Annotated in this window: 11 protein-coding genes; 8 read left to right on the top strand and 3 right to left on the bottom strand. The window is 39.7% G+C overall.

The genetic code is table 11. From position 1 onward, the window contains the following. The first annotated feature begins 43 nt into the window (after positions 1-43). Complete coding sequence (locus tag ACZ5A8_RS01135; RefSeq protein WP_464531759.1) at positions 44-748, top strand: (5-formylfuran-3-yl)methyl phosphate synthase; 705 nt, start codon at positions 44-46, stop codon at positions 746-748. 104 nt (positions 749-852) lie between these two features. Next, positions 853-1392 carry a metal-dependent hydrolase gene (locus tag ACZ5A8_RS01130; protein WP_464531758.1) on the top strand — a complete coding sequence of 180 codons (540 nt, stop codon included), beginning with the start codon at positions 853-855 and terminating at the stop codon, positions 1390-1392. Between the two features lie 271 nt (positions 1393-1663). Here the strand turns inward: ACZ5A8_RS01130 and ACZ5A8_RS01125 are convergent, their stop codons facing one another. Further along, positions 1664-3430, bottom strand: a complete 1767-nt coding sequence (locus ACZ5A8_RS01125) for a hypothetical protein (protein WP_464531757.1) — start codon at positions 3428-3430, stop codon at positions 1664-1666. Between the two features lie 633 nt (positions 3431-4063). Beyond that, positions 4064-4969: a polysaccharide deacetylase family protein gene (locus tag ACZ5A8_RS01120; protein WP_229387364.1), complete on the bottom strand. Its 906-nt coding sequence runs from the start codon at positions 4967-4969 to the stop codon at positions 4064-4066. 2582 nt (positions 4970-7551) lie between these two features. On the opposite strand from ACZ5A8_RS01120, the gene ACZ5A8_RS01115 reads away from it, so the two are divergent. From ACZ5A8_RS01115 to ACZ5A8_RS01090, 6 genes are all read left to right on the top strand, one after another. After that, complete coding sequence (locus ACZ5A8_RS01115; RefSeq protein WP_464531755.1) at positions 7552-9363, top strand: disaggregatase related repeat-containing protein; 1812 nt, start codon at positions 7552-7554, stop codon at positions 9361-9363. A 599-nt stretch (positions 9364-9962) separates the two neighbouring features. Then, a complete protein-coding gene (locus tag ACZ5A8_RS01110; protein ID WP_464531753.1) occupies positions 9963-10196 on the top strand; it encodes a helix-turn-helix domain-containing protein in 234 nt (77 codons plus the stop codon). Between the two features lie 2 nt (positions 10197-10198). Further along, positions 10199-11080 (top strand): RNA-guided endonuclease InsQ/TnpB family protein, encoded by an 882-nt coding sequence (locus tag ACZ5A8_RS01105; protein ID WP_464531752.1) that lies wholly within the window; start codon positions 10199-10201, stop codon positions 11078-11080. Positions 11081-11602: 522 nt separating this feature from the next. Beyond that, complete coding sequence (locus ACZ5A8_RS01100) at positions 11603-13213, top strand: right-handed parallel beta-helix repeat-containing protein (RefSeq protein WP_464531751.1); 1611 nt, start codon at positions 11603-11605, stop codon at positions 13211-13213. Positions 13214-13588: 375 nt separating this feature from the next. Continuing rightward, complete coding sequence (locus tag ACZ5A8_RS01095; RefSeq protein WP_464531750.1) at positions 13589-15685, top strand: disaggregatase related repeat-containing protein; 2097 nt, start codon at positions 13589-13591, stop codon at positions 15683-15685. A 90-nt stretch (positions 15686-15775) separates the two neighbouring features. Continuing rightward, positions 15776-16309, top strand: a complete 534-nt coding sequence (locus tag ACZ5A8_RS01090) for a metal-dependent hydrolase (RefSeq protein WP_464531748.1) — start codon at positions 15776-15778, stop codon at positions 16307-16309. A gap of 162 nt (positions 16310-16471) precedes the next feature. On the opposite strand, the gene ACZ5A8_RS01085 is transcribed toward ACZ5A8_RS01090, so the two are convergent. Further along, complete coding sequence (locus tag ACZ5A8_RS01085; RefSeq protein ID WP_229387354.1) at positions 16472-18067, bottom strand: glycosyltransferase family 2 protein; 1596 nt, start codon at positions 18065-18067, stop codon at positions 16472-16474. Between the last annotated feature and the right edge of the window lie 634 nt (positions 18068-18701).

The raw sequence follows: 18701 nt of genomic DNA, 5'->3' as shown, positions 1-18701 counted from the left end.
ACATTGCAAAAGATTTAACTTCATGCTTAACTAGAGGCTTTATATGAAACTGCTTGTAAGTCCAATCAACAGAGAGGAGGCGATCATCGCTTCTATAGGCGGCGCGGACATTGTGGATGTCAAAAACCCAAAAGAAGGTTCTCTTGGAGCCAATTTCCCCTGGGTAATCAGGGACGTTAAAGCGGTTGTAAACGGCAGGCAGCCGATAAGCGCAACAATAGGAGACTTCAATTACAAACCTGGGACTGCCGCTCTTGCAGCTCTTGGAGCAGCGGTCGCAGGAGCAGATTACATAAAAGTAGGTCTTTACGATATCCAGACCGAAGCACAGGCTCTTGAACTGCTTACTAAGATTACGCAGGCTGTAAAAGACTATGATCCATCAAAAAAGGTTGTTGTCTCTGGATATTCGGACTACAAACGCATCAATTCGATTTCTCCCATATTACTCCCCGCAGTTGCCGCAGAAGCCGGGGTAGATGTGGTTATGGTAGATACAGGTATCAAAGACGGGAAATCTACTTTCGAATTCATGGATGAAGAGGAACTGAAAGAGTTTACTGACCTTGCTCATGAGCACGGGCTTGAAAATGCAATTGCAGGATCCCTGAAATTTGAAGACCTCCCTATACTCGAAAGAATAGGACCTGACATAATTGGTGTCCGGGGTATGGTCTGCGGCGGAGACCGAAGGACTGCAATCAGGCAGGAACTTGTAGAAAAGCTCGTAGCTGAGTGCCTGATCTGAAAGGTTCTATGCACAATTAATACAAAACACTGTAACTTGTGCTGGCATGTCTTTCAGGCAGGCCGGCCAAAAAATAATTATACGCCACCCACTTTTTTAATCTGATGTTTATTTTCGGACATATAGGCATAACTCTGGGAATTTTCTATTTCCTGAACCGTTTATTTCCGGAAAAGAATATTCCGGTAGACTTCAAATGGATAGCTTTTGGAGCGCTCCTTCCGGATTTTATAGACAAACCTCTGGGCAGGATAATTCTTGCTGAAACTATAGGAAGCGGGCGAATCTTTGCTCATACCCTTCTATTCGCAATCCTGCTGGGGCTGCTTGCAGGTTACACCTTCTACCGAAAGGGCTGGACAATACCCCTTATTGTTGCAGGCGCGTCATTCTGTCACCTGCTTGAGGACCAGATGTGGAATTCACCCAGAGCCTTTCTCTGGCCGCTTCTGGGATGGGAGTTTCCAAGAGATACATTTTTGGGAGGATTTATTGAGTACTTCATGAGAATCCTGACCAACTCATACAACCCAGCCTCCTCGAGCGTGTTTATCCCGGAAATAATAGGTCTGGGAATTATTTTCCTATTTGCGGGCAGCTATATCAGGTCAAAATTAGAGGGAAAAAATATAATTATCAAGTAATGAAAGAGGAAGCAAAAGAGCAGTAATAATAAAAAAGTAATCCCTGATTAATCGGTTAGTATATTCCAGAACGAAAGGCTGGAATCTGTTATTTTTCTTTTCTGCGCCCTGCAGACTGAAGCTGTCTCTGCCACGCAAGAAAAAATGACAGGTAAGTTCAAGCTGGTGTTGAGAAACTGAATGCTGTAAATAAAAAAATGCGTCCATAATCCGAGAAATATTTCTCCGACCCGGGAGGCACAATTCGAGAGATTTGGGAGACTCGGAAGACTCAGGAAGGATGATTGTAGATTTTGATATTAAGAGAGTCATAAATTTTGTACAAAGATTTATTGTCCGGAGTTTCGGAAATGTTGCCAGCTGAAGAAGATCTTATATCATAGGACCCTGATTTTTCCAGGTTCAGAGCCTCTGAAAAAGTTGTCACAACAAGGTAGGAGGGCACGATTATTTGATTGTTCAAAGATTTTTCATCCTGAGGATCAACTGCAGAGGCTGATCCGGACCCGGTAGAAGTTTCTGAGAAGGCATAGCTCTCTTTTTCTCCAGGAGATATAACATACGGGTATGCTGCTTTTGACTCAATCAGCCACTGCATGCCTTCCACTTCATTTTGCGTAACAGCTTCCGAGATTCCGCCAGTATACGGGGAGCTGAAACAGCTGAAAAACCCTAAAGTCCATAGAAGAGCCAGCACAAGGATTGCAGCGACAAGACCGGTCGTGTATCCCTTCCTGAGAAGAACAATGTAGAGAGAGTACCCGAGAAGCGGGATCTGGGCAAAGATGATGAAGCTTAAGTTTACAAACCTATCCGGCGGGTAAGGTATGAAGGGATTTAAGAGAAAGCCCAGTTCCAGGAGGAACGAGATTATGTACAGGAATAAAAAACGGGGGTACCTGCGGACAAAGTGGTGACAAAAGCGTTTGCGATTCTGCCATACGATTACGGTATTAATTACAACAAAAATTAACGGTATATAATACTTGCCGTAGTAAAGGTTAAAAAGGTGTATAAACTCGAAAATTCCGGGCTCCATGCTTGGAATTGTAGCAAAGCCTGCAGCTGTAAAGGCCTCAATACGCCAGACAAGAGCCGGGAGAAAAACATCAAAAAACCCTGAAGCGTACATTATATAGAGTAAGAAGCCGACTGAAACAAATGACAGAAAGATAAATAGAGGAACCATTCTTCCCGAAGAGCTGGAAAGAGGATCTCGAGCAAGGCTTTTAAGACTTAAGATTTTTTTAAGGAAGCCTGACTGCATGGCTTTACCTGAAAAAGCGAGCAGCAGAGCAAAACATACAAGGTAAGTAAAGATAAAGGGATGGGCTAATGGAAGCAAAGGTACCATAAAGAGCAAACAAACAAGTATCGATTTCCTGTTTTTGTCGGTAATTGCATTCCACAGCAAAAGGAGATAGAGAGGAACCAGGCAGAAAGTGAGATAAAAGGGGACTGTTGATACCTGGAAATGTCCGAAATATGGAATTACCGAGGAGAGAAAAGTTACCGAGACCAGTTTTTCCCTGCTCATAAAGCCCCGGTAGAACAGAAACATACCGGCAATGAATATTAAAGAAAAGAAAACCGGTAAAAAGTAAGACAGTGCCTGTACTTTCATTCCTGAGACTAGAGACAGAGCTGAGACCAGTAGAGGGCCTGTGGGAGAGAGATCTGAAAAGGTAGAAAGGCCTGAAGAACCGAAAACCCCTGTACTTTCTGCCAGAACCGGGTATGAGAATCCGTCTCCCCTGCCTACTGAAGCGTAACCAAGCATATAGGGGATTATCAGTACGATAATATGAACAAGTATCAATGTGAAGACTGCACCAATCTTTCTAAATGCAAGAATCAGAAAGCAGGCGGAAAGGTAACAGAAGAGCAGGATCAGGAAAAAATGGAATGGAAGCTGCTCATAGATACTAACTGTGTATCCTTCAGGCTGGATTTCCCTGAGAATAAAGAGACTGTAAACAAGTAGTAGCAGAGAAACCGATGTTATTAGATTTAAGATTTTATTGTTGAGTTTAGACAATGTGTCCCCCATCCTCCGGAAAGTTACAGAGTCCAGTTCCCGTACCTTTGGGATTCCCCTGAAACAGCACCTCTACTATTCCTTTAAAATCTGCTTTCACGGGCAGCCTGAGGCAGGGGAATTTCAGTTCTCAAAATTTCCTTATATGTAAGATTTTCTTTTATTTTGCTCCTTCTTATATTTCGTGTATGCAATTGCTAAACAAATAATTAATTGTTGTGCCTGATATGCAGACTGATATACCGCCCTCAAGCTGATTAATGTTCTCATAAATTAAAAATTCTCAAGAATTAAAGGCTTTCGGACTTTCAGAGAGAGAATCACAGATGTTTATGATACTTCCGGCGTTTCTAAAATATATAGTCGACGCATTAAAATTAGCCCATAAAGGAGGAAAAGAATATAAAAACAGATATTTGAAAAAAGGAAGAGAAAATATTGCTCATAATCCAGCAGGCAGTTGTAAGAAAATTAGATATTGAGAGGAAGGAGTTCGGTTTCCTTACAAACTCTGACGCCTCTGGACTTTCTGACTATACCATTTTATGACTGAAGTACTCAATGTCTGGATATGTTCAGGCGCAGAAATGGCAAAGTCCTTACCTTTCTGCTTTGAATGACAGGAAGATTCCTTTAGACGCATGACACTCCCGAATAATCCCTCAAGCAGATTTTATCAACCTCACTGAGTTTGTTCAGGATATGCCGGATCCTCTGTTCAACAAGTCTCCCTTTTATGCACCAGTAAAAAGGCCTTCTGTTTCCAAGAGACGGAAATCTGGTACAGGAGATATCCAGTGGATGGAAATAGAAAATAGTGTGCCCTCTTTTAAGGCTCTGCGTAAGTCCGTCCAGTATAAATGATGAACCCAGGAATCGAAGCATAGGACCGCCTGATGCAGGGAATTTTAATCCATGCTGACAATAAGCCCATGGAAACTCAATAAAGTTCCGATCGCTGCCTGATTCAAGTTCGTTTTCCGCAGGATAATAGGGGAAAGACGAAACAGTACTGAGGGCTGAATCAGTTTTGTTGTAAAAAGAATTTACTGAAACAGATGAATCATACTTAAATCCAAGCTTTTCGAGTGAATCAATCATCCACCCGCTTACCAGGGCGTTTGGTGCCCTGTAGCCTACCAGCTTTTCTCCGCTGATTTTTTCGAGCATTTTTTTTGCAGCCAAAGTCCTTTGTTCAAAATCTTCGACACTCATTAACTGCTTTTTAGTTTCAGGGTCGATCTTACAGGCGTGATTCAGCCCATGGCAAGCAAGCTCATGCCCCCTATCTACAATTGATTCTACCAGTCCCGGATAGTGTTCAATGGTATCTGCAACTACAAAGAAAGTAGCATTTACATTGAACTCATCAAGAATATCCAGCACCCTTTTTGTAGGTTCACTCAAGAAATCATACCTGCCGTTCCAGTTCTTGAAAAATTCATCTACATTCCTGTAAACTGAAAACGGAGAACTGCAGACGGAAGGAATATGATACCAATCCTCAAGATCTACCGTAACCGAAAGACTACCGTTCATGAAATTCCTCACTACGAGCTGTATTTTCATATGTTGTGAAACTAGACTGGAAGTTTCACTAAGAATGGGAATTTAGCAAATATGTGCCCCCACTGGCTTAGAAAGCCTCCCCACTTAAAGGAACACCTTAAGAGTATAAAAGATTTTTTGAGATCTCATAAGGAAGAAAAGGGTTAAGATGAACTGAATTAAAGAAAGATGATTGTAACGGCGAAAACAAAATGAATAAATTTCATCAAGAAGATAAGTATAAATACCACATTACAATAATATATAGACCGGTCTGGCACTGGTTGACGTATATGGATACTGTAAGAAATAACTTAGTTCTTTAATTTGATTTTATGTCTGGAGAAAATAGAAGTCTGCAGTTCTCGAAAGAGTATATCGAGACCCTTTCTTTTAAAGATATCTTTACAGAAGCTTTTTTACTGAAATTTTCGCAGGCATAGTGTATTTCCGCAGGCATAGAGCTGTAAGAAAAAATATTTTAGCAGAATTATTAAGAAACCAGCGCAAAAAGCTGGTTTCATGAAAAAAAGTGCTCGAGAAAAAAAACTGTTTACTCATGATTTGAGGCAGTAAATAAAATCATTTCATAAATTGAATGTTTTTAAACTTTATTTTAAAATAAAAGGGAAAGGAACCAGATGATTTGCCTGAATAACCACTTTAGTTTTATTTTTCCTACCATTAAGGCTCAAAAAGCCCATCACTCCGGATATGGGCTTCAAAATAGTTTAGTATAGAGACCAACTGATGTAGAAATAATAACCCCTATTGGAACTGCTAAAACCTATAACAACTTTTGAGTTGTAAACTAATTAGAGAAACTGAATCACTTTCCAGATTTCCAGTTTATTGAACAGAATTTGGCCTCTTTGAGAAAAGGAAGACATTAAAAAGAATACTTTCCAGACTCCTGAAGGTTAGTTGTATTGACATATAGAGAAAAAGTAATATTGTACGAACCATATCTTCTGTAATTGACTATTCGGAGTGCAGGCACCACAGAACAGAGAATTAATATTGTTAATATGAATCTGTAAAATTTAAGGAAGATATTGTCAGTTACTGAAGCTGTTTATATCAGCATCAATATTATATTTATTTGATTTTTAAGAATTATAATTGATTGGAGTAGCAGAAAAGTCAATTTGGTGAGAAAAAGGCGAACTGTATTGTAAGTATAGAACAGAAAGGGGAGAAAATAGAATAGACTGTCAAGTTTATTTATCATAGTTAACACGTTCTTAGATATAAAGAGCTATTGCAGAGTTTCTCACCGGGAGCTTTTACCTGCACACGTGGATCGTGAGTACATTGTAAAGAAGATGCAATTAATAAAAAATAAACGATGGTGAATTAATAAAAAATAAATGATGGTGTTGAAGCCTCCTGATACCAGGCTGGAAAAGAATCAGTAATTTCATAAATCCAGCCCGGAAAGTGAAGTTGTTAGCATCACTTCGAATGCTCCAGAGGAAAAGTGAAGACTACGGAAAATTTACCCAAAATCCTGCTGGCAAATAAATAGCATAAAAACGACAGAGGAAATTTTTTGTACACGATTCATACATTCTGGGAGGAGGGCTGGCAAAGTACCCCTAAATTAGGGAAGTTTCAGAAAAGCAGGAGATAGAGACCTTAGTATTCCTCTATGTTATAGATTCAATTCTGAAAATTAGTGTAACTTTGCCTCTAAAAAACAACTTTTTTCTATTGAAAGGTGCATACAAGAATATAAAGTGTTCAGATGACTTGCGGAAAATATTTGAGAAAAATACCAAAAATATTTATAATAGGATCACATAAACTTCAGAGTTAACTCAGCATTATATAAGTAAACAAAAGTTTCGCAGATGAGTTAACCGGGCTAAAAGCCATGGCTGATAAGAACAGAAAATGTTGATTAGAAGGAAAAACATTCTGCAATTATAACGGATTTTGAATAAAAATCTGGAGCCAGACTTTTCATGTCCGACCACCTCCTAAAAGCTAGCCACTTATAACGTGAGAATGGAGTGTGGAAAATCCTCTGCACCGTGTCCGCCCCACAAAACGCAGAGAACCGAATTGGATAGGTTCAAAAATATTACGAAGACGTAATTAGAATTTTTGAATTACCGTATAGACCCGACATAATTAGATATTTGGTATAACTCGGTCTAATTAGATAGTTCGGAAAAACATTACGAGTACGTAATATGGAATTTTGAGAAATATCTGGGAAAGAGTATAGATTATCCAGGATTTTTGAGTTTACTCAAATTCTAAATTCAATCCAGAGGCGATACGATGCTAAAAAAGAATCCAGGAACCCTATTCCTGACAACATGTCTTAGTTTAACAGACGTATCAACTGTTGGAGAGATATACAACTATTCTATAGTTTTTTGAGTTTACCCAAATTTTAAACCCAACCCAAAGGTGATACGATGCTAAAAATGAAGCAGGAAACCCTATTCCTGACCACATGTCTTAGTTTAACGGCCGTATGTGCTTTGGGAAAAAAATACACTCTAACTCGATAAAGTTTTTTGAGTGTACTCATATTCCAAATCCAACCCAAAGGTGATACGATGCTAAGAAGACAACTAGGAACCCTATTCCTAGCAGCATGCCTTATTTTAACAACCGTACCCGCTGCGTTAGGCGCACAGAATACGATAACTGTAAATCCGACATCTGGGTCAGGTGCCCAGACTGCAATTAATAATGCAATAAATTCTGCAGCATCAGGAGCAACAGCAAGTAACCCGGGAGTTGTTCTCCTTACTGCTGGCACTTATGAGATAAGTGCACCTATAATTTTGAAATCTAATGTAGTACTGAAAGGCTCAGGCGATGATACAATAATCTTTGCTAAGGGCTCAGTTTGTAACTCCGCGAGCTCACCCGCGTATATATACGGGTCAGGCGTTTCCAATGTTGAAGTGAGCCATCTTCAATTCAAAAGTTCAGCAACCAGCCCCAGCGACGGAGGTCACGGAGACTATCGAAACTGCATAAAATTCGCGTCTGTGACTAATAGTAAAGTACATGACATATTATTCACCCGTTATCTGTATAGTGATGGTGTCAGAATCAGTAAAAGTTCTGGAATAGAAGTATATAACTGTAGAATGAAGTCCGTAGGACATGACGGCGTATCATTCTTATCCGGCACCAAGGATTCCAGAATGTACAACTGTTATGTTGAGGTTCAGACCAACACAGGTGTAAGGGTGGACAACTGTGCAAATATTGAGGTTGACCATAATACCTTCACAGGCAGCGCAGGCTCTGGCTGGTGCTGTGTTGAGCTGGAAAATACACTGACGAACGTGGATGTCCATCACAACATTATGCATGATTACAAAGGATCAAGCAGCAGTGCAGGCATTGGTAACTGGAATGCAAAAGGGTCGATCAGTGTTCGTGATAACGTTATGTGGAACGTATCCCCTTACGTTGAGGTAGGCTCAGGCTCAAACACATTGGGACCATCTGATCACAGTGTTGAAAACTGGGTAGCGAAAGGGTATGGATATGGCTCTCTTGGCAGTGCTTCAGTCGCACAGGAAACAACAACTGTAGATCCGATATCTGGAACAGATACCCAGACGGCAGTTAATGAAACCCCTGTTGCAGAGACAGAAGAAGACGAAGTTGCAACGACCAATACTCAGACAACAATTAATGAAACTGCTGTAACATCAACAGCTAATGAAACTTCCGTAACACCAACAGTTAATGAAACTGCTGTAACAGAGATTGTTCCTGAACAGGTAGTTGGAACTGATAACACATTATTGACAGAAGAGAATACAACAGACATTGTCATAGACAATCGCCTCAGAGAGGTCTCTCCTGATACGGTCTACCAAGAAAAAACATATATCGACATAGGAGGCAGGCCTGGAATAGGAAAGTATAGAGACCTGCTTTTATTTAATCTAAGTGAATACAGCGATGCTGAAAATATTAGCAGTGCAACTCTATCTCTGTACTGGTACTATCCTGATGGACGAGAAAGACCCGAAGATGCGGTTATAGAGATATACAGGCCCGCTGCAGCCTGGAACCCGGAAAATGTTACCTGGAACAGCAGGGATGATGGCGTGCTATGGACACAGCCCGGAGGAGACTGGTTCGACGTGAATAATGTCCCTCAGGGAGATGCACCATACGCCACGATAACCCTCAACGGAAGCGATATACCGGACAACAGGTACTATGAGCTGAATGTAACCGATCTCGTAAAAGAGTACGTCAGCGGCGAGTACGAAAACACAGGCTTCCTGATTAAAACACGTACAGAAAATGCGGATTACGTAGCATTCTACAGCAGCGAAGTAGAGGATGAAAATCAGCGTCCAATGCTGAATATAGAAGAGAAAGCTGTAGCTTAACAGCTTTAACTTCAGGAAGAGGCTCTGAGAAGCTGAAAATACGGGGATAATAGAAAAACTCCGTAACCCAGCCTTTGAGTTCTTCCATCTTATTTTTTTTAAAGAAAGAATTTTTCAGCTAAACCCTGCGAAAATAGATTTTTGCTTTTCTTTTGTTTTCCTCTTGCTTAAACAATATAACATTATGGAGTAGTTACTAACCGTTTGTTACCGAGCTCATATCCTGCATAACCTGTTTGCAATAAAGCTGTGCGTCTTGAGAACAGTAGCCATTGTAAGATCTGCGCATTAAAAGATCGCTGCCTATTCTCTCGTATTATGAGAAATCCTGTGAAGTAGAACTAAGTTTTGAAGTAAAACTGAGTTTTTGAAAGTATACCAACGGGAAGGAACCTTTCCTGAGCAAAACTTAGCATAAAACATATCTGAATTTACTTTTTTCTTTTTATGTGACGTTAATCGAGACATTACAGAACGTATGAAGGTAGAGGAAATTTTAGGAGTATCTAAGGCTAATCCCCGTCATTTTAATGGCGGGATAAAGCCGTCAACTTCTACATAACAACTTTTATTTAAGTAAAATTACATTATACTGTAATATGCCTAAAGTTAATCGTTATAGAATCTATCCAACAAAATCACAGATTACAGAACTTAATTCTACTCTGGAACTTTGTAGATGGATTTATAACGAAACTCTGGCATTAAGAAAAAACGCCTGGGAATCAGAGCAAAAGCGAATCAGTTATTATGATTCTAAGAAGATGATTCCTTCTGGAAGAAAGATAAACCAGAACTCAAAAATGTTTATTCTCATACCCTTCAAGATGTAACTATGCGTGTTGATCTAGCCTTTAGGTCTTTTTTTCGTAGAGTTAAAGCAGGAGAGAAGTCGGGATATCCCAGATTCAAAGGAAAAGGTTGGTACGACAGCATTACTTACCTGCAATCAGGTTTTTCCTTAAATGGAAATACATTAAGCCTCTCAAAAATCGGAGATATAAAAATCAAACTGCATAGACCATTTGAAGGAAACATTAAACGCTTAATTATACGGAGAACTTCAACCGGAAAATGGTTTGTATCAATACTTACTGATGTTGAAACTTATCAACCACTTAAAAAATCTGATAAGTCAGTAGGTATTGATGTTGGAATTCTTTCCTTTGCTACATTATCAAATGGAGCGTATGTTCCCAATCCTAGATTTTACATACAAGAAGAAAAGGCACTGGCAAGAGCTAACAGGAAGTTATCTAACGCAGAAAAAGGAACTCCTGAAAGAAAGAAATGCCTTAAAACATTATGTAGAGTCTACGAACGAATTTCTAACAAAAGAGAAGACTTTACTCAAAAACTCAGTAAAAGTCTTGTTGATAATTATGGTATAATCTGTTTTGAAGATCTTAACATTAAGAATATGTCAAAAAATAACAATCTGGCTAAACACATTCTTGATGCTGCCTGGAGTAAACTTGTAACTTATACTTCCTACAAAGCTGAAAACACTGGTAGAGAAATAGTTCTTGTAAATCCTAAGAATACCTCTAAGATGTGTTCAAGTTGTGGTATGCTGGTAGAAAAAGACCTGTCAGAAAGAACTCATAATTGTCCTTTCTGCGGTCTATCTATCAACCGTGATCTTAATGCTTCTATTAACATTCTCAGACTGGGATTGCAGTCTGTTCGTAAAACCGATAGATGCCCCTCATTTTAATGAGGGGAGCAGTCACTAGACAATATTATGCAGAAATCAGAATAAAAGATTATAGGAAATCTTAACTCAGTTAAGAGCAAATAAATAATTCAGTAGTGGATATATTTCCGGAAGTGCTCAAATATTACTGTTAAAAACTTAAATCAGCTAACTGTATATAAAAATTAGTTAGAATAGGATTTAATAAAATTAGCCTATTACGATTCTGAGGACATTATTTCTTCAATATATACCCCCCATACAAGTTAAATAAATTCAAGCACATAAGCTTTTTGTACACTGCCGTAATCAGTAGTTAGTATCTTAATGTTGGAATTCGTATGCATTCAAGAAAAAGCTGAAAGCTTGTACACAATTGTTTTGAACTGTTGTAACTGTTAAACCTGTATAGACTGTTATATAAGACTAAACCTGTGAGATCGCTGAGGATATCAGGCTTTTTAAAATTCCAGTGATAATACCTTCCAGTAATAAACTTTTTTCAAGTTTGGAGGCACATATCTCAGGGTGCAGGGATAAAAAATGAACGGAAAAGATCTTCTAAAAAAATTGGAAAACAGAAAAAAAGCGGGAGTTTACATTGCATTCTTTATGTTCCTGATTGTAATGGCAACAACCACCCTTTCTATCACGCCATCAGGCACGACAGTTTATGTGTCTGGAGACGGGAGAGGGAATTTTAACTGTGATGGGACTGATGACCAGGTAGAGATCAATAAAGCCCTCGCATACGTCGCTGAACACCCTGAGTTTACAACCGTTCATTTGAAAGGCCCTAATACGTACGTTATCTCAGACAGCATCCTTATCGGAAGCAATACAGTTCTGGAAGGGGATTCCACGGCTGCGATAAAACTTGAAGATAGAGCAAACTGGCCAGCGATCAAGCCCCTGATTACGCAGATAAATAGCTCTGGAGAGCAAAATATTACTGTAAAAGGTTTTGAGATGGATGGAAATCATGACGGAAATACAGATAAAAAGAAAGGCGATGGATACTACAATTTAATCCATCTCATAAACTCAACAAATATTCAGGTTCATGATATGTATATGCATGACAGTCATGGAGACGGATTGAAAGTTGAAAACAGTTCCAACATTCAGTTTTACGACAATAAAGTGTATAAGCTAGGTCACGACGGCTTTTACGGAATCCAATCTCAATATATAGAAGCATGGAATAATACGATAACCTGCAGAACTAACAGTGGGCTTAGAGTATGGGACTGTAATCATGTAAAATTCCATGACAATACTATTGATTCCTTTTATCATTGGAGCGCGGGCGGACCCGGAATTCAGATCCAGAAATCCTCGGGGATCATGGATGATATAGAAGTGTATAACAATACCATCCACGACACTTACGGACCTGGCATCTGGCTACTGGCATATGGTAACTATCCTGTAGAAGAAGCGCAGAATGTACATATTCATCACAATACATTCTATAGCACAGGCACAAATCCCAGTATTGACTGGGTAGGAGGTATTGTAACAAGTGGGTTTAACAATACCCTGATTGAGAATAACGTGTTTGACGGCACATATCATACTGCTATCGCACTAATGTACCCGACAGGTTACTCTACAGATCTTTCACCAGAAGGTACGGGATACACGACCATTGTCCGTAATAACATCGTTACAAATACTGAACGTCGCAAGAGCGAGTCGAGCGGGACAGGATATGGTGTTGTCAATTATCTCCCTGAAACCCATAGCTTTTTACTGGAAAACAACTGCTTTTACAAGAATGTAGCAGGGAATTATAGAAACGCAATATCTACAAGCGATATTTATGTAAACCCTCTTTTCGCAGATCAGAAAAAAAATGATTATCATCTCAGATCAGCAGGTGGTAGATGGAACGGGAAAATGTGGGTTAAGGACATTAGAAGCTCTCAGTGCATTGATGCAGGGTATCCTTCCTCTGATTACTCAAATGAGCCTGAAGACAACGGACAGAGGATCAATATAGGGAGGTACGGAAACACTGAAGAAGCATCAAAGTCAGGAGTGATGCCCGGATATGTGGCCTGGTGGAACCAGATATTTTCGCCGGAGTGGAGGATATTCAGGATATTCCTGAGAGTTTTTCTTCTATTCTGCTTTAAAATTCAAATTTAATATTTTCTCAGTACACCCCTAATTAAAAACTTTAATTTTTACAGCCACGGAAAGAAGGCTTCCAACTTAGAGTTAGACTTGCAGGGTTTGCTTTTAACTTTTACAATTAAAACTGCTCCAGATCCGTATCAGTCTAACTTAGACCTTTTTTAAAACGTTTATAACTTTATATCTTTATATCTTTATATTTTTATCACTCCATATTTTTAACAAATTTTAAGTTGAATTAAGATCAAACTTATTTAAGAATCAGGCTCTTTGGACATAAGGCCCTGAGGAAAATCCAGAATAGTCATATAAAATTTTTTTACATATATTAACAGATAACTTTTTTTAAGCTTAGAGAGTTATAGTAGAGTGTATTGGGGGTACAAAATGAACGAAAATCAATGGATACATAAGATGGGAGAAAAAAAGAAAAAAGGAATCCTGATCTTAATTCTTATTATTCTGATCTCAAGTATAGCCGTTACCCTCTCATCTGCCTCTCCTGAAATGACTGTTTATGTAAATACCGACGGGAGTGGGGACTTTAACTGCGATGGGACCGACGACCAGGTAGAGATCAATAAAGCCCTCGCATACGTTGCAGAAAATCCGGAGTTCACAACCGTTCATTTGAAAGGCCCTAAAACATACGTTATCTCGGGCAGCATTTTTATCGGGAGCGATACGGTGCTGGAAGGGGATTCCACAGCTGTGATAAAACTTGAGGACAAAGCAGACTGGCCATTGGAGAAGCCACTCATTACCCAGATAGATAGCTCGGAAAGCCAGAATATTACTGTAAAAGGTTTCGAAATTGACGGGAATCATGACGGAAATAAAGAAAAAGGCAGGGGAAAAGGGTATTACAACCTGATCCATTTCCTTAACTGCAAAAATATTCAGGTTCATGACATGTATATGCATGACAACCACGGGGATGGGCTGAAAGTAGTCAAAGGTTCCAATATTCAGTTCTATAATAACACCATATATAAACTCGGGCATGACGCTCTCTATGTTATATATTCCTCAAATGTGGAAGCATGGAACAACAAAATAACATGCAGAACAAACAGTGGGCTCAGGATATATAATGGAAATCACGTCAAATTCTATAACAACGTTATCAATTCCGAAGGGGAAGGGGGAGCCGGGATTGAAATCCAGAAAGCAGGTTCTTCAACAGTAATGAATGATATCGAAATCTACAACAACCTGTTATATGAAACAAATGCAGCGGGAATCTGGATTACGGGCTATGGGTCCGTGTATTCAAAAGACTCTGCAAAAGATGTTTATATTCACAATAATAAATTTTACAAAACCGGTATTAACCCCGGTGCAGACTGGTCGGGGGGTGTAGTTCTCAACGGTTTTTACGATACCCTTATAGAAAACAACATATTCGACGGATGCTACGGGGCGGCAATTGCCCATAAAGAGGTGGACAACGAGTTTTCCTCTACAGGGTCAGGATATACAACCATTGCACGAAATAATATAATAATTAATACCCAATCGAGTTCTACAGCCGGAGAAGGTTACGCTTTTTATAACAAATTGGAAAACACTCATTCTTTTATCCTTCAAAATAACTGTCTCTTAAATAATGCAGGTGGGAACTATATGTATGCTAGCTCTGAGTCGGATATGCAAGCCGACCCTGCACTTGTAGAACAGCTGGATAAAAAAGGATCTTCAGCAGAGAACCTGCCCTGTGCAGAGGCTTTACAAGCAGGGCCTCAAGAGTTGCCTTATGAGATAGATGAGCATGACACGGATGCGGGACAGGAAGAAGGTCCTGAATCAGGTATTGAAAGGATGATTTCAAAAATAGTAAGGTTTGTGAGAAATATCTTTTTGAGTTTCACTTCGGGAGAATCGGATAATGAAAACCTTAAAACTGCCTTACCGTCAGTTGTCTCAGACAACAGGCTGAAAGAAGAGTCTCCTAACACGACATTCAGGGAAACCGAATACATGGATTTGGGAGAGAGGTCAGAAGGCGGAAAGTACAGGGATGTGATATTGTTTGAACTGAACCAGCTGGGTGGAACGAACGATATTGAAAAAGCAACCCTTTCTTTTTTCTGGTATTACCCTGACGAAGCCAGGCCGGAAGATACTATTCTGGAAGTGTACAGACCGGAAAAATGGTGTGAGGAACATGTTACATGGGAAGCAAGAGAAACAGGCACTCTCTGGCAGAACCCCGGGGGAGACTGGTACGATAAAAATGGTGTTTCTCAGGGGAGTACTCCATACGCTACAATAACTATCAAGGGCAGTACTCTTCCTGATAACAGGTATTATGAACTGGACGTAACAGAGCTTGTACAGGAGTATACCAGTGGAAAGTATGAAAATACCGGTTTTCTTATAAAAGCCAAAGTAGAAAACAGAAACTATATTGCTTTCTACAGTTCGGAATGGCAAGATAAAAACCAGCGACCCAAACTTACTATAGAGTATACAGGTGAATGATATAATCAGAGAATCAGCAAAACTTATAATGAAGAATATATAAATAACAGACAATATTTAGATATAAATGAAGGACCTCTATAACCTTCGATGCTTCTCTTCGGACATCTGGGAATAACGCTGGGGATATTTATCGGACTCGGAATATTCATTCCTCGTTTGAAATCCGTAATAGATTTAAGGTATCTTGCTATTGGAGCCCTTTTACCTGACCTGATAGATAAACCAATAGGAAAAGTAATATTCGCATCGACTTTTGCAAATGGACGCATGATAGGTCATACCCTGTTGTTCAGCTGCCTTCTCGCTCTTGCTGGTATTTACCTGTATCAAAAGAGAAAGGATGCCAGGGTATTTGCCCTTGCTTCTGGCTCTTTTTTCCACCTCCTTGAAGACCAGGTATGGGGACGACCCCAAACTTTCTTATGGCCTCTGCTTGGATGGAGTTTTCCAAGGGATTCTATTGATTACACAGGTCTTGAATATTTAATAAAAATGCTGGAAAGCTCATTCAAGCCCGAATTATCCCAAACCTTCATTGCAGAAGTTATGGGAATGGGGATAATTGTGATTTTTGCCGGCTTATGGATAAAAAAGAGAATGAATAAAAATAGCCCGGATTAGAAAATCCTGATTGAAAAAGAGTTGAGTTAAAAAATCGGACTAAAAGAGTCGGATTAAAGATAAGACTAAAAACAAGGCTAAAGGAGGCCGAATCAACAGTGACTCATCTAGTTTTGTAAGTAAAAAAGATAAGAAAAGATCCAGAAGGAAAACTTCCGGATCTTAACGGGCAAGTCCTACTCTTTCATTCCTTTTCTTTTCAACCTGCATATCAAAGAGCATTCCGAACAGGAGCATTTGAAGTCCAGTACCCAGTACCAGGAAACCAAGGAGTGGGTAATAGGACGGAAGCGGGTTTTGAAGCAGTACCTGCAAGAAACCCCAGAGACCAAGGAGAAGACTCACAGGTAGGGCAAGCATCCCAAGGAAGTAGAACAGAACCAGGGGATGGAAATCCAGAACCGTATATTTGATTCTTAGCCTCCAGAGGAAACCTCTGAAAAGCATGGGTGAGACCTTCCGGATGTATTTGCTATATCTTATGGATGACTTCTCTCTGCCGTAACGGGCAGGGATTACTACATCCATAACCCTCATTCCAAAAGCATTGAGCTTGATCAGCAGGTCATTACAATAACCATAATAAGGATAAACTGAATCCAGGTCGATAACCTCGAGGGCCTGCCTGGAAATAGCTGTATACCCGTTCTGGGGGTCCATAATATGCCAGTATCCACTCCCTATTTTAGTCAAAAAGCTCAGCAGAAGATTTCCAAAAGATCTCCACCTGCTCATCCCGGTCATAAAATTATCGGAGAGAAGCCTGTTACCCTTTGTATAGTCAGCCGACCCCTCGATAATCGGAAAGATTAACCTGGGAAGCTGGGCAGGGTCCATCTGGTTATCCCCAGCCATAACTGCTATGATATCCATTTCGTCTTTTAAAGCAAGCTTGTACCCGTTAATTATCCCTGCCCCGACACCTTTATTCACTTCGTGGCGCAGATAGACGATTCTCGGATCTCCGAATTTTTTTATGATTTCTCCAGTCCGGTCAGTACTACCATCATCGATCACATAGATCCTATCTACATACTCAGGAATCCCACGAAGAGTCTCACCGATAAGCAGTTCTTCGTTATAAGCAGGTATTACAACTCCTATACGAGTGCTTTCAAGCTTCCGAAAAGCAGGATCAACGTCAAAGCTCAGATAATTAACTTTAAGGTTTTCGGTTTTCGCGGCAGAGAGCAAAGATTTTAAAGATAGATGCTCTTTGCCTGAGCTAATATTCTGAAGTGACCTTGAGGTTACGGCAAGAAAGCCTATTTTCTCTTTGAAAGTGTTTTTCCCGTTCAGAAGCATAACCGTCTCCTGTTCACAGGAAACGCGGCAGGGCCAGGAACCTACAGACATATCAAATCCCTGCCTTAGCGGTTCGAGAACATGAGAAAGCAGATCTATATCCTGCATACATTCGGGATATATAAGAACCACAAGCTCTGAATCAAGAGATGCCCTGTAAAGGATTTTGAGCAATGCCTCTTCTCCTCCCGCCAAAGGGACTACTCTTGCCCCTCCCAGAGCTGCCACTTCCATAGTTCGGTCAGTAGAACCTTTGTCAAGCACAAGTACCCGGTCTGCGTAACTTGCCGCAAGCAAGACCTTACTCCCGATGGAAGCCTCCTCGTTTTGAGCTGGAATCAAGACCGTAAACTCGTGTCTTAGAGGTCTATCGGAAAGTTGAGATTGCGATGAGACTATACTGATAGGATCGGAAATTAGAGAATTAAGACAAAGTGTAAGGGCTGAATACAAACCCTCTCCACCCCCCTATGAATATGCATTATACTATAACCCCCTGTATGTGTATAAATGCAAAAATATTAAAGGCTATCATTTAAAAAATAATTAGAAGAAGATATATATAGAGTTAACATATGACTGAAAAAAATCTGTTAAAATATTGATAACTTACGAGAATGCTTCCTTATTAAATAGAGAGTTACTGATATATAAGCAAGAATTATAATTTCCTTTATTCCGGTTTTCGGATCTCGAGAATATTAGAAAAACAGGGCATATTTTCTAAATATTTAAAAAAAAAGCTTTTTTAATAGCAGATTAGCGATAAGAGCGAGTTAATCCATTATAGTTTACATCTTAACAGCAAATGTAAAAAATGCGCCAATTCTATAAAAATGAAGAAATGTTGATTTGAAGTCGATTTCTCCAAAGATAAAGCAGCCTGGAGAGAAACTATAGAATGATTGGTATGAAGTATAAGATCATAAATCACAGTTATACGCCCCGACTCAGTTACCTGCAGTTACCTGCCCAGCATAGCTCTCAGGGACCAGTACAGGAGGGATTTAACCGGTCTGAGCAAGTGAGCAAGAGAAAAGCACCATACAGGCAATGATCAATTATAAAAAATGGTATAGCTGCTGGT

Source organism: Methanosarcina subterranea, assembly GCF_055385895.1.
This window is presented reverse-complemented; position numbering and strand designations above follow the sequence as displayed.